General features: G+C 73.3%; 10 protein-coding genes. 3 read left to right on the top strand and 7 right to left on the bottom strand.

The window, feature by feature from the left end; all coding sequences use genetic code 11:
• The first annotated feature begins 184 nt into the window (after nt 1-184).
• From ACVJO7_RS15685 to ACVJO7_RS15675, 3 genes are all read left to right on the top strand, one after another.
• A complete protein-coding gene (locus tag ACVJO7_RS15685; protein WP_344029707.1) occupies nt 185-964 on the top strand; it encodes a hypothetical protein in 780 nt (259 codons plus the stop codon).
• Nucleotides 965-1,175: 211 nt separating this feature from the next.
• Complete coding sequence (locus tag ACVJO7_RS15680; RefSeq protein ID WP_425563693.1) at nt 1,176-4,991, top strand: multifunctional oxoglutarate decarboxylase/oxoglutarate dehydrogenase thiamine pyrophosphate-binding subunit/dihydrolipoyllysine-residue succinyltransferase subunit; 3,816 nt, start codon at nt 1,176-1,178, stop codon at nt 4,989-4,991.
• 63 nt (nt 4,992-5,054) lie between these two features.
• On the top strand, nt 5,055-5,231 hold the full coding sequence (locus ACVJO7_RS15675) for a DUF6104 family protein (RefSeq protein WP_093340837.1): 177 nt from the start codon (nt 5,055-5,057) through the stop codon (nt 5,229-5,231).
• Between the two features lie 152 nt (nt 5,232-5,383).
• On the opposite strand, the gene ACVJO7_RS15670 is transcribed toward ACVJO7_RS15675, so the two are convergent.
• From ACVJO7_RS15670 to ACVJO7_RS15640, 7 genes are all read right to left on the bottom strand, one after another.
• Nucleotides 5,384-5,746, bottom strand: a complete 363-nt coding sequence (locus ACVJO7_RS15670) for a hypothetical protein (protein WP_344029701.1) — start codon at nt 5,744-5,746, stop codon at nt 5,384-5,386.
• Entirely contained in the window at nt 5,743-8,529 is a 2,787-nt protein-coding gene (locus ACVJO7_RS15665; RefSeq protein WP_491673483.1) for an FtsK/SpoIIIE domain-containing protein, read from the bottom strand. Before ACVJO7_RS15665 ends, ACVJO7_RS15670 begins: the two co-directional genes overlap by 4 nt.
• A gap of 40 nt (nt 8,530-8,569) precedes the next feature.
• Nucleotides 8,570-8,830: a hypothetical protein gene (locus tag ACVJO7_RS15660; protein ID WP_344029695.1), complete on the bottom strand. Its 261-nt coding sequence runs from the start codon at nt 8,828-8,830 to the stop codon at nt 8,570-8,572.
• A gap of 167 nt (nt 8,831-8,997) precedes the next feature.
• Nucleotides 8,998-9,798 carry an MOSC domain-containing protein gene (locus tag ACVJO7_RS15655; protein WP_491673482.1) on the bottom strand — a complete coding sequence of 267 codons (801 nt, stop codon included), beginning with the start codon at nt 9,796-9,798 and terminating at the stop codon, nt 8,998-9,000.
• Entirely contained in the window at nt 9,795-10,706 is a 912-nt protein-coding gene (locus tag ACVJO7_RS15650) for an ABC transporter substrate-binding protein (protein WP_491673481.1), read from the bottom strand. The genes ACVJO7_RS15655 and ACVJO7_RS15650 overlap by 4 nt, the downstream gene beginning before the upstream one ends.
• Nucleotides 10,703-11,413: an ABC transporter permease gene (locus ACVJO7_RS15645; protein ID WP_491673480.1), complete on the bottom strand. Its 711-nt coding sequence runs from the start codon at nt 11,411-11,413 to the stop codon at nt 10,703-10,705. The genes ACVJO7_RS15650 and ACVJO7_RS15645 overlap by 4 nt, the downstream gene beginning before the upstream one ends.
• Nucleotides 11,410-12,072 (bottom strand): ABC transporter permease, encoded by a 663-nt coding sequence (locus ACVJO7_RS15640; protein ID WP_491673479.1) that lies wholly within the window; start codon nt 12,070-12,072, stop codon nt 11,410-11,412. The genes ACVJO7_RS15645 and ACVJO7_RS15640 overlap by 4 nt, the downstream gene beginning before the upstream one ends.
• Nucleotides 12,073-12,074: the final 2 nt, after the last annotated feature.

Genomic DNA, 12,074 nt, shown 5'->3' with positions numbered 1-12,074 from the left:
GGGCGGCGGCGCGGCCGCCCCCCGCGCACACCGCGGAACGTCCTGCTCCGTTCGGCCCAATGACGGGGGTCGCGTCACGGCCCGTATCCGGGCCGTAGAGAATGTGTGACGTCGTCCACGGTCACCGGCCCCGGCGACGTCGACCGCGGCGACATCGACCTCAGTGACATCGAGGAGGAGCGACTTGCTGGAGCTGGCCATCCGGACCTCCGACGAGCCGATCTCCCCCGGGCAGTACCGCCACACCGCGACGCACGCCTGGTGGATGGGCACCTGGTTCGCCGGCGACGAGCTGTGCGTGCACTACTCCGAGCACCTCCTCCAGCAGTGGACGCCGGTGGACCCGCACGCCGACTGGCTGCTCGACCGCGAGCTCACCGGCCAGGTGCGGTGGCTGTCCGGCGACGGCGCGGCCGCGGTCGAGAGCGGCTTCCGGATCGCCGACGCCTGGCCCACCGGGCGGTTCCGCGCCCCGCACGGCGACTTCTACGCCGAGCTGCACGGCAACCGGCCGACCGCCCGACCCGGCTCCTGGTCGAACCCGACCCCGGAGTTCCTGGCCACCCTGCCGCAGGACCCGGCCGCGATGCTCCGGCGGCTGATCGAGGACAGCCCGCCCGGCCGCGGCTACACCGGCCCGTTCCCCAGCGCGGTCGACGCGCTGCGCACCTGCCGGGTGCCCGCGCCGCTGCGATCGGTGATCTACGCCGCACTGCGCACGCTGCCCGCGGTCGAGGTCGGCGAGGCCGTGAACCTCGACGGCGAGCGGCATCCCGCGCTCGTGCACGACGACGGCCCGGTCCGCACCGAGCTGCTGATCTCCCCGGTGGACGGTCAGTACGCAGGTGAGCGCGACACCGTCCGCCGGGTCGCGCGGGTCGGGCCGCCGGTCGGCACGGTCGTCGCCGAGGCCGCCGTGCAGACCTCGGTGGTCGACGTCCTGGGGTCCCCGCCCGGCTTCTGAATCGGCTCCTGAACCGGTTCCGCAGGGAACGATCACGAAACGATCACGAAGTGCGACCCGGCGCACTGCCACGGCTCGCGCGAAGGGGACTAACCTGGTACCCGGTCGCGACAAATCGAGCAGCTAACAAGGCGGTTGACGCAGAGTGTCATCGAGCAGTACCTCCCATCCGGCGGGCGATTTCGGTCCCAACGAGTGGCTCGTCGAGGAGATGTACCAGCGCTTCCAGGAGGACCCGTCGGCCGTGGACCCGGCCTGGCACGAGTTCTTCGCCGACTACGGCAAGGACGGTGAGCAGCGCCAGGGCCCCGGTGAGTCCGCCGACGGCTCCGGCGCGACCGACACCGCGTCCAACGGTGCCGCACCGAAGGCGAACCCCGGCGGGGTGACCCGCGGCTCCGCCACCGAGGACGACGAGGGCGACGACACCGCGTCGGCACCCGCCCAGAAGGCCGTCCGCAACGGGGCCACCGAGACCGGGCGGGCCTCCCGCTCGCGCGACGTGCCCCCACCGGTCACGCCGAAGGCCGAGCCGCCGCCCGCCGAGGAGCGGCTGCGCACGGCGAGCTCGCCCTCGTCCAACGGGGCGGCGAAGCCGGCCGCGGGCAGCAGCGGCTCGAAGGCCGCGAAGCCCGCACAGGACGGGGGTGGCGCGACCACCACCCCGCTGCGCGGTGCCGCGAACGCCATCGCCAAGAACATGACCGCGTCGCTGCAGCTGCCGACCGCGACGAGTGTCCGAGCGGTCCCGGCCAAGCTGCTGGCGGACAACCGCATCGTCATCAACAACCACCTGAAGCGGACCCGCGGCGGGAAGCTGTCGTTCACCCACCTGATCGGCTACGCGCTGGTCAAGGCGCTCGCCGACTTCCCGAACATGAACCGGCACTTCGCCGAGACCGACGGCAAGCCGACCGTGGTCAGCCCCGAGCACGTCAACCTCGGCCTGGCGATGGACATGCCGGCCAAGGACGGCAGCCGCTCGCTGATCGTCGTCTCGATCAAGGGCTGCGAGAACATGTCGTTCGCCCAGTTCTGGGCGGCCTACGAGGGCATGGTCCGCAAGGCACGCGAGGGCAAGCTGACCGCCGAGGACTTCTCCGGCACCACGATCAGCCTGACCAACCCGGGCACGCTGGGCACCAACCACTCGGTGCCGCGGCTGACCGTCGGCCAGGGCGCGATCATCGGCGTCGGTGCGATGGAGTACCCGGCCGCCTTCCAGGGCGCCTCCGAGGAGCGGCTCGCCGAGTTCGGCGTCAGCAAGATCATCACGCTGACGTCGACCTACGACCACCGGATCATCCAGGGCGCCGAGTCCGGCGACTTCCTGCGCCGGGTGCACCAGCTCCTGCTCGGCGAGAGCGACTTCTACGACGAGGTCTTCGCCTCGCTGCGGGTGCCCTACGAGCCGATCCGCTGGGTCCAGGACTTCCCCGAGGGCGAGGTCGACAAGACCGCCCGGGTGCTCGAGCTGATCGAGTCCTACCGCACCCGCGGCCACCTGATGGCCGACACCGACCCGCTCAACTACCGGCAGCGCCGGCACCCCGACCTGGACGTGCTCAGCCACGGCCTGACCCTGTGGGACCTCGACCGCGACTTCGCGGTCGGCGGGTTCGGCGGGCAGAGCCACATGAAGCTGCGCGACGTGCTCGGCCTGCTGCGCGCCTCGTACTGCCGCACCATCGGCACCGAGTACATGCACATCGCCGATCCCGAGCAGCGCAAGTGGCTCGAGGAGCGGATCGAGGTCCCGCACGTCAAGCCGGAGGCGAGCGAGCAGAAGTACATCCTCTCCCGGCTCAACGCCGCCGAGGCGTTCGAGACCTTCCTGCAGACCAAGTACGTCGGGCAGAAGCGGTTCTCGCTGGAGGGCGGCGAGACCGTCATCCCGCTGCTGGACGCGGTGCTCGACAAGTCCGCCGAGAACGAGCTCGACGAGGTCGTCATCGGCATGCCGCACCGCGGCCGGCTCAACGTGCTCGCCAACATCGTCGGCAAGCCGATCAGCCAGATCTTCCGCGAGTTCGAGGGCAACCTCGACCCGGGCCAGGCGCACGGCTCCGGCGACGTGAAGTACCACCTCGGCGCCGAGGGCAAGTACTTCCGGATGTTCGGCGACGGCGAGACGACCGTGTCGCTGACCGCGAACCCGTCCCACCTGGAGGCCGTCGACCCGGTGCTCGAGGGCATCGTCCGGGCCAAGCAGGACCTGCTCGACAAGGGCGACGGCGGCTTCACCGTGCTGCCCGTGCTGATGCACGGCGACGCCGCGTTCGCCGGCCAGGGCGTGGTCGCCGAGACCCTGAACCTGGCGCTGCTGCGCGGCTACCGCACCGGCGGCACCGTGCACGTCGTGGTCAACAACCAGGTCGGCTTCACCACCGCGCCGGAGCACTCGCGCTCCTCGCAGTACTGCACCGACGTCGCGAAGATGATCGGCGCCCCGGTCTTCCACGTGAACGGCGACGACCCGGAGGCCTGCGTCTGGGTCGCCAAGCTGGCCGTCGAGTACCGGCAGCGCTGGAACAACGACGTCGTGATCGACATGATCTGCTACCGGCGCCGGGGCCACAACGAGGGCGACGACCCCTCGATGACCCAGCCGTCGATGTACGACATCATCGACGCCAAGCGCAGCGTCCGGAAGATCTACACCGAGTCGCTGATCGGCCGCGGCGACATCACCATGGACGAGGCGGAGCAGGCCCTCAAGGACTTCTCCAACCAGCTCGAGCACGTCTTCAACGAGGTGCGCGAGCTGGAGAAGACGCCGCCGGTCATCTCGCCGTCGATCGAGGACGTGCAGCAGGTCCCGTCCGACCTGGACACCTCGATCCCGCTGGAGATCATCCACCGGATCGGCGACGTGCACACGAACCTCCCGGAGGGGTTCTCGGTGCACAAACGGGTCGAGCCGGTGCTCAAGAAGCGCGAGAAGATGTCCCGCGAGGGCGACGTCGACTGGGCCTTCGCCGAGCTGCTGGCGATGGGCTCGCTCGCCGTCGACGGCCGGCTGATCCGGCTCTCCGGCCAGGACTCGCGGCGCGGCACCTTCGTGCAGCGGCACTCGGTGCTGATCGACCGCAAGACCGGTGCCGAGTACTTCCCGCTGCGCAACCTGGCCGAGGAGCAGGGCCGCTTCCTGCCCTACGACTCGGCGCTGTCGGAGTTCGCGGCCGTCGGCTTCGAGTACGGCTACTCGGTCGCCAACCCCGAGGCGCTCGTCATGTGGGAGGGCCAGTTCGGCGACTTCGTCAACGGCGCCCAGTCGATCATCGACGAGTTCATCTCGTCCGGTGAGGCGAAGTGGGGCCAGCTGTCCGACGTCGCGCTGCTGCTCCCGCACGGCCTCGAGGGCCAGGGCCCCGACCACAGCTCCGGCCGCATCGAGCGGTTCCTGCAGCTGTGCGCCGAGGGCTCGATGACGGTCGCGCTGCCGTCCGAGCCGGCGAACTACTTCCACCTGCTCCGCCAGCACACCCTCGACGGGGTGCGCCGGCCGCTGGTGGTCTTCACGCCGAAGTGGATGCTGCGCGCCAAGCAGGTCGTCAGCCCGCTGTCCGACTTCACCGACGGCCGGTTCCGGCCGGTCATCGACGACCCGGAGCACCGCACGAAGAGCGGGCCGGTCACCGACGTCGATCGCGTCCTGTTCTGCAGCGGCAAGATCTACTGGGAGCTGGCCGCCGCCCGCGACAAGCGGCGCAAGAACGGCGACTCCTCGGTCGACGGCGTCGCGCTGGTGCGGGTCGAGCAGCTCTACCCGATGCCGACCGACCAGATCGCCGAGACGCTGGAGCGCTACCCCGAGGCCGGCGACATCCGCTGGGTCCAGGAGGAGCCTGCCAACCAGGGTTCCTGGCCGTACTACGGCCTGGAGCTGCCCCAGAAGCTCCCGCAGCTGCAGGGCCGGTTCACCCGGGTGTCCCGGCGGCGGATGGCGGCCCCGGCCGCCGGCTCGTCGAAGGTGCACGAGGTCGAGCAGGCCGAGCTGATCGACAAGGCCTTCGCGAAGGCCTGATCCACTCCCCGGCGGCCGGGCACGGTGCTCCGTGCCCGGCCGCAGGCGTCTACCCTGACCGGCGTGTACTTCACCGACCGCGGCATCGAGGAGCTCGTCGACCGGCGGGGCGACGAGCAGGTCAGCGTCGAGTGGCTCGCCGACCGGCTGCGGGCCTTCGTGGACCTGAACCCCCAGTTCGAGACGGCCGTCGAGCGGCTGTCCAGCTTCCTCGCCCGGGACGACGCCGACGACGAGTGACCCGCGGGCAGCGCGTGGCATGCCACCTCGCACCGCGCCACGCGCCGAGATGCGGCTCAGCGGGAAATGTCGATCTCCACGGCCCGATCAGCTGCATCTCGGTGAGTGGCGCGGTGCGATGTCTGCGCGTCGGGGCGGTGCGCGAGGCGGGGTCAGTCGTTGCGGCGGAGCCGGAACAGCCGGCGGTCGCCGGAGGCACGCAGCTCCTCCAGGGCGTCGTCGGCGGCCCGCTCCAGCTCGTCGTGCCGGGCCGGATCGGCCCGCCGGTCCGGCCGCGGCCGCGGCTTGCCGGGCTCCTCCACCGACCACAGCACCTGCAGTGCGGCCTCCCAGCGCAGCTCGAACATGCCGCGCCCGAGGGTGACCCGCTCGGTGGCCCGGACCAGCTCGCGGTCGCGTTCGCGCAGCTCGCGGCGGAGCTCCTCGGCGCGCGCGGCGTCCCGGGCGCGCAGCTCCCCCACCGCGTCGGCGAGACCCGCGACGACCTCCCGGTAGCGCTCGACGGCGTCGCTCATCCGTCGTCCCCCCACTCGGCGAGGATCACCAGCTCCGGGCGCGACCGCCGGGCCCGGTCCAGCAGCAGGCCGCGCCCCCGGGACGGCTGCCACTCCGGCGGCGGCCCGCCCACCAGCGGGCCGAGATCGGCGCCCTGCACCCCGGTCGCGATCCACACGCCCAGGTCGTCGACGGTCGCGCCGGGCGGGGACAGCAGTGCCTTGAGCCGTTGCGCCCCGCGCCACCAGCCGAGCAGGTGCACCCCGGCCGCCGGGCCGTGCCGCAGCACGGTGCGCAGCTCCTCGGTGCCGCCCAGGCTGAGCAGCGACTCGGCGGCGTCCGCGCCGAACAGCACCGGCACCAGCGGCGGATGGTCGCCGGTGCCGTCGCCGGAACGGGCCCTGACCTCGGCGGCGAGCGCGGCGATCCGGGTCGCGACGTCGGCGGCCGGGACCGTCTCGGACGGCGCCGGCATCCGCCCGGCGAGCTCAGCGGCGTACCCGACGGCCTCGGAGACCAGCGGGAACAGCACGAACCGGGTGCGGTCGTCACGCCGGACGAGCTGGCCGGCGAGCGCGTCGGCGGCCGAGCACAGCAGCGGGCCGGCGACCGTCGCGTCCGGCCCGATCACGCCGATGTTGCGGCCCGGCGAGTCCCCCAGCTCGACGGCGGCCGGCGTCCCGTCGATGTCGACGTACTGACCGAGCAGCGCACGCGGCGGCCCGTCGAGGGGCAGCGTCGCGACCAGCGCCTTGTGCGAGGGGGCGCGGGCGCCGTCGAACACCACCGGTTCGCGGTCCGGCGGGTGCGCGGCGAACGCGGCGTCCTGCACCTCGCGGACCAGCGGCCCGCCGGCCTCCGGGACCCGCACGACCTGGTTGCCGTGCACGACGCCGGAGTCGTGGTTCACCACGGCGTGCCAGCGCGGGATCGTCATCGGCAGCTCGTTCTCCAGCGCCAGCACCCGCCGGGCGCGCGGCAGCGCGAGCCGCAGCACGAACTGCTCGAAGATCGCCGGACGGCCCCAGAACGCCTCGATCCCGGAGACGTCCTGGCTGGCCAGCACCAGGTGCACGCCCTGCGAGCGGCCGCGCCGGGCGACGTCCTCGAGCAGCGCGGTCGCCTCGGCGGTGACCGCGTCGCGGCCGCTGAACAGGAACTGGAACTCGTCGATCACCGCGACGATCCGCGGGAGCCGGGCCGCGGCGCCGGTGACGCCGCGTTCGGCGAGCTCGTCGCGCAGCTCGGCGAGCTTGGTGGCGCCGTGCCGGCGGGCCTGCTCGGCCCGCACCCGCATGGTCTCGGCCAGGTGCCGGAGCAGGGCGAGCCCGAACTCGCGGTCGGTGTTGATGTTGACGCCGATCAGCCGGGCCTGCGGGAGCCAGCCCGCTCGGTTGCCCTCCGGATCGGGGGCGAACTGGGCGAACGACACGCCCTCCTTGAAGTCGAGCAGGTAGAGCTCCAGCTCGTCCGGCGGGTAGCGGGCGGCGAGCGCGGAGATCCAGGCGAGCAGCAGGTTCGTCTTCCCGGAGCCGCTCGGGCCGCCGACCAGCGCGTGCGGCGAGTGGTCGTCGAGGGACAGCCCGGCCGGGATGCCGTCCTCGTACCCGACCGGCGCGTACAGCCCGTCCCGGGAGTTGGCGCGGCCGCGCCGGTCCACCGGCGGGAGCAGGTCGGCGAACGCGCCGAGCCGCCCGCGCCACGCCTCGTGCGCGTCGGCGAGCCTGTGACAGGTGTCGGTCACCAGATCGGCGGGCAGCGCCGGATCCGGTTCGACGACGACGTGCGGCCCGGTCAGCGAGGTGCGTGCGACCACCGGGTCGTCGCCCCTCCCGTTCCCGCCGGTCCCGCTGAACTCGACGGACTCGACCGGGTTGCGCAGCGCCACCGGGACGTCGAGCAGCACCAGCACCACCCCGGCGGCGATCCCGCCGCGGGCCACCCGCTGCAGCTGCCGGTGCTGGTCCTCGGGCAGCGGGGTGCCGTTCCCGGCGAGCACCGCGACCAGCCACGGCTCGGGCCGCTCGTCGCCGCGCTCGGCCAGCTCGCGCAGCGAGGAGTAGCCGGCGGCGAGCACCCGGGTCTGCACCCGGCGGATCCGGTCGGCGAGCTGGTCGAGCAGCGGCTCCAGCCGGGTCGGGTCGTGCACCGTGAGCAGACCGGTGCGGGTCAGCGGGTAGAGGCCGGGAAGCGCGCCGGCGAGCTGGCCGACGTCCCACACGTGCACGCCGACGACGCCGGGCCGGAAGTAGCGCAGCACCCGCAGCAGCAGCGTCTCGACCATCGACTCCGCGTGCTCCCGGGTGCCCGGGGTCGAGCTGATCTGCAGGTGGGCGCCGTCGAGCAGCGGCACGCCGACCCGGAACGGCGCGCCGCCCTCGACCGATCCGGTGCCGAGCTGCCACATCGCGGGCACCGGTCCGGTGCCCTCGGTCTCGCCCGCCCCTGGCGGCCAGCTCCGCGGGTCCTCCCCCGCCGCGCCGGGTGCGGCGTCGGCGACGATCCGGGACAGCAGCTCCGGCGAACCGCCCTGCCAGCCGTCGAAGGCGTGCGCGCGGTCCTCGGCGACCCGGGCGACGGCGCCGGCCAGCGTCGGGTTGTCCAGTACCGCGCGCAGGGCGGGATCGCGCTGCGCGGCGTCGTACCCGGTCTCGCGCAGCCACAGCTCGGCCATCGTCTCGGCGTGCGCGCGGACCGCCCGGTCCCGGCGCACCTCGGCGGCGCCCAGCGCGACCGAGGCCGCCATGTGGAACCGGTCGAACGCGGCGCGGACGCGGTCACGCCGCCCCCGTCGTCCCACCATCGCGCTCAGGCCCGGACGACGCGGACGGGAACCGCGTCCCTCACAGCCGGGCGGTGATGTCGTCGGCGGCGTTCATCGCGACGTGCACGGCCTGCTCGACCTCGTCGACCTTCGCGGCGGCGGCCGCGAACAGCGCGCGGGCCTGCTCCGCGTCCTGCTGGGCGGTGCCGTAGGTCTGCTGGGACAACGCCGCGCCCGCCTCCTCGATCGCGTTCCGGACGTGGCGCAACGCGCCCAGGCTCTCGGTGGCCCGCTGGTTCGCCGCCCCGATACCGGCCCGGATCTCGTCGATGTTCGCCATTCCGCCCTCTCCCGCGCGTGCGTCGTCCGGCGGCCGGGGAACCGGCCGCGGGTGTGCGCCGAATCTATCGCCGGTCGGTCTCCACCATGGTGAGGCGGCCGTCCGCGACACGCCACCGCTCGTCGGGCGATGCCGGCGCTGCCGCCAACGGTACGGCCGGCCGGCCCTCAGGAGGCGGTGACCTGCACCGCGTCCCCGCGGCGGACGGTGCCGGGCACCTCGACCCGGGCGTAGCACCCGGCGCACGGCAGCACGCCGAAGCCCTCGACCTCGACCCGGTTGCGCTGCGCCGGGCCGCGCAGCGCCTCCGGTGCGCGCGGGGTGTCGCCGTGCTCCAGGGTCGGCACCACGCAGCGCGGGGTGGGCAGCGTCGGCACCAGGGTGACGCCGCCGATCGTGACGGTCCGGCCGAGCCAGTCGTTCTCGACGAACGCCGGGGTGCCCGCCGGGGTGGCGACGACGATGTTGGGCCGGTAGCGCAGCGCGTCCACGCCGAGCGCGTGGAGCGTGGCCGTGCTGATCAGGTGCACCGGCGAGTGGTCGACGAAGCGGCCGCCCTCGGTGCCCTGGGCGATCTCCAGCAGCGGCGCGTCGATCTCGGCGTCCAGGCCGGTGGCGAGCACGGCCTCGGCGTCCGGCCGTTCGACGACGGCGCCGTCCGGGCGCGCCCCGCTGACCACGACCTGCCTGCCCAGCAGCTCGGACAGCGGTCCGGCCGCCGACGCGGCGGGCAGCGTGCGGCCGTCGGGCAGGGTCACCTGCGCCGCGGGGCCGCTGCCGGTGGAGCGGCACTGCAGCAGCGCCCGCCAGTGCCGCGGCTGCTTCGCCGTCGCGACCCGGCCGTCGCCGGCGTCGAGCAGGGCGAACTCCCGGTCACCGACGACGCCGGCGCCGTCCAGCTCGAACGCGTCCAGCTCCTCACCGAGCATGGACTTCACCGGGTAGCGGTACAGGGCCAGGACGTTCACGCCCCACCTCCGGTGATCTGCTTGCGCTCCAGCCAGTCGGCGGCGACGGTGCGCAGGGCGGGCTTGTCCGGGCCGGCGGCCTCGACGTTCATCGCGAGCAGCTCCTCGGTGGACAGCGCGGCGGAGATCCGGTCCAGCACGGCGCGGACCTGCGGTGCAGCCTTCCGCTCGGCGAGCACCGGCACCACGTTCTGTGCCGAGAAGTTCTCGGCCGGATCGGCGAGCGGCACGAAGTCGTTCTGCTCGAGGGCCGGATCGGTGGTGAACAGGTTGGCGGCCTGCACCGCGTCGCTGCCCAGCGCGGCGACGGTGAGCACCCCGCCGGAGTCCAGCGAGCGGTAGTCGGCGAACGCGCAGCCGTAGTTGCGGGCCAGGCCGGGGATGCCGTCGGGCCGGGTCTGGAACTCCGGGCCGCCGCCGAAGGTCAGCTCCGGGCAGTGCGGGGCGAGATCGGCGATGGTGCGCAGGCCGAGCCGATCGGCGGTCTCCCGGGTGACGACGACGGCGTCCTTGTTCTCCGCCTCGGACCGCTCGCCGAGCACCAGCCCGGCCGGCAGCGCCCCCTGCAGCGCGGTGTACACGTCGTCCGGTTCGACGGCGGTCGCCTCCTGGTCGAGGTAGGTCAGCAGCGCCCCGGAGTAGTCCGGGATCAGGTCGACCGAGCCGTCCTGCAGGGCCGGGAAGTACGCCTCCCGGGAGCCGATCGCGACCGGGTTCTCGACCTGCACCCCGGCGTCGCGCAGCGCGAGCGCGTAGACCTCGGCGAGCAGCTGGGACTCGGTGAAGTTGCCGGAGCCGATGGCGATCACGTCCGGATCGGTGTCGGCGCCCCCGGCGAGCGGGTCGCCGCCGCAGCCGGCCAGCGCGAACGCCACCACCAGCAGGCCGGCCAGTAGCTGCTTCCTCATGCCGCGCTCGCCTCCCCGCCCCGGACCAGACGCAGTGGTGCGCGCTTCGGCCCCGCCCGCTGCTGCAGGCCCGGCGACACGATCAGCCGCTGCAGCCCGCCGAGCACCAGGTCGGCGACGACCGCGAGCGCCGCCACCAGAATCGAGCCGCCGATCATGGCGCCGAAGTCGCGCTGGCCGAGGCCGTCGATGATGAACCGGCCGAGGCCGCCGATGCCCACGTAGGCGGCGACGGTGGCCGTCGAGATCACCTGCAGGGTCGCGCTGCGGACGCCGCCGACGATCAGCGGCAGCGCGTTCGGCAGCTCGACCTTCCACAGCACCTCCGGGCCGCGCATGCCCATCCCGCGGGCGGCGTCGACCACGGCCGGATCGACGTTGCGCACGCCGGCGTAGGTCCCGGCGAGCAGCGGTGGCACCGCGATGATCACCAGGGCGATCAGCGGGCCGAGCAGGCCCAGTCCGACCAGCAGGAACAGCAGCACAAGCAGGCCGAGGGTGGGCAGCGCGCGCAGCGCGTTCGCCAGCCCGACGACGATCACGCCGCCCCGCCCGGTGTGCCCGATCCAGGCGCCCAACGGCAGCGCGATCGCCATCGCGATCAGCATCGTGAGTGCGGTGTAGCCGAGGTGCTCGGCGAGCCGGACCAGGATGCCGTCCGGCCCGGTCCAGTTCTCGCCGGTGAACAGCCAGCCGAGGTAGTTCATCGTCCCGCCCCCTGCCGGACCCGCTGCTGAGCTCGCTCCCACGGGGTGAGCAGCCGCCCGAGCAGCACAAGCAGCCCGTCGACCAACAGCGCCAGCAGCAGGACCAGCACGATCCCGGCGATCGTCTGCTGCGGGATCTCCCGCTGGAAGCCCTCGGTGAACATCTTGCCCAGCCCACCGAAGCCGATCACCGAGCCGACGGTGACCAGGCTGATCGCGCTGACCGCGGCGACCCGCAGGCCGGCCGTGATCACCGGGACCGCCATCGGCAGCTCGACGGCCAGGAACCGGCGGACCGGGCGGTAGCCCATCGCCGTCGCGGAGTCGACGATCCGGTGCGGCACCGCGGAGAGCCCGTCGGCGACCGTGCGGACCAGCAGCGCCAGCACGTAGACGGTCAGCGCGACGATCACGTTGACCGGGTCGAGGATGCGGGTGCCGATGATCGGCGGGAGGAACACGAACAGCGCCAGCGACGGCAGCGTGTAGAGGAAGCCCGCCGCGTTCAGCGTGAGCGTCCGGCTCCACGGCCGCCGATTGGCGAGCCAGCCGAGCGGGATCGCCAGCAGCAGCCCGATCAGCACCGGGACCAGCGACAGCACCAGGTGCTCGCGGGTCAGCTCCAGGACCAGCGCGGAGTTGCGGAAGACCCAGTCCATGC

This window comes from Pseudonocardia sp. DxW, assembly GCF_058448985.1.
Note: the sequence above shows the minus strand (reverse complement) of the source record. Positions and strands in the feature narration are given on the sequence as shown.

What these genes read in the sequence shown, in the direction of transcription:
- ACVJO7_RS15680 (WP_425563693.1), top strand. Translation starts at nt 1,176, where the DNA reads ATGTACCAGCGCTTCCAGGAGGACCCGTCGGCCGTGGACCCGGCCTGG.
- ACVJO7_RS15670 (WP_344029701.1), bottom strand. Translation starts at nt 5,746, where the DNA reads ATGAGCGACGCCGTCGAGCGCTACCGGGAGGTCGTCGCGGGTCTCGCC.
- ACVJO7_RS15665 (WP_491673483.1), bottom strand. Translation starts at nt 8,529, where the DNA reads ATGGTGGGACGACGGGGGCGGCGTGACCGCGTCCGCGCCGCGTTCGAC.
- ACVJO7_RS15660 (WP_344029695.1), bottom strand. Translation starts at nt 8,830, where the DNA reads ATGGCGAACATCGACGAGATCCGGGCCGGTATCGGGGCGGCGAACCAG.
- ACVJO7_RS15650 (WP_491673481.1), bottom strand. Translation starts at nt 10,706, where the DNA reads ATGAGGAAGCAGCTACTGGCCGGCCTGCTGGTGGTGGCGTTCGCGCTG.
- ACVJO7_RS15645 (WP_491673480.1), bottom strand. Translation starts at nt 11,413, where the DNA reads ATGAACTACCTCGGCTGGCTGTTCACCGGCGAGAACTGGACCGGGCCG.
- ACVJO7_RS15640 (WP_491673479.1), bottom strand. Translation starts at nt 12,072, where the DNA reads ATGGACTGGGTCTTCCGCAACTCCGCGCTGGTCCTGGAGCTGACCCGC.